General features: G+C 57.2%; 1 protein-coding gene. It reads left to right on the forward strand.

Annotated features, from left to right (window positions below; translation table 11 throughout):
• The coding region (locus AC1D0P_RS26805) for a hypothetical protein (protein ID WP_477679507.1) at positions 1–513 on the forward strand (513 nt) is incomplete at its 5' end.
• Between the last annotated feature and the right edge of the window lie 131 nt (positions 514–644).

Here is a 644-nt window from a genome sequence, read left to right on the forward strand (position 1 = left end):
GCCCAGGACATTCACGTGGCACCGGTGCTCGCTTTCTTCGACGCCAATGTTCGCGGCTGGGTTTCCGATCCGATCATCATAGCCGCGATCAAGGCGCAGAACGCGATCGATGCACGTCTGACCGGCACCGAGATCAACGCACTGGACGAAGAATGGCGGCAGGAGGTCAATCGACCGAGTCGGCCGCTGATCGATCGGGTTTTGGCCACGCCGGTATCTGCCTTCCTGAGGCGTAAGGAAGACCAGGCCTCCGGCGCCATCACGGAAATCTTCGTCATGGACGCCAAGGGCCTCAATGTCGGCCAGAGCGGCATCACTTCCGATTATTGGCAGGGTGACGAGGCCAAATTCCAAAAGACGTTCGACAAGGGACCATCCGCCGTTTTCGTCGACGACGCGCGCAAGGACGAATCGACSCAGATGCTGCAGTCGCAGGYGTCGATGACCATTKYCGACGAGMMCGGCAAGCCGATCGGAGCAATCACGGTCGGCGTTAATCTCGACCAGCTTTAGCCACGTCGATCCGCTGTTTTTACGGTCCGAATCGCTTTGGTTTGCCGCTGCCACAACAGTCCTTGAAATAAAACAATTGGGGGGCTCTGTGGAGAAAAATAAATCTCGAAAGGGCTGCTCTGTGTACAAAG

The sequence above is a fragment of the Polaromonas sp. P1_G2 genome, assembly GCF_056405515.1.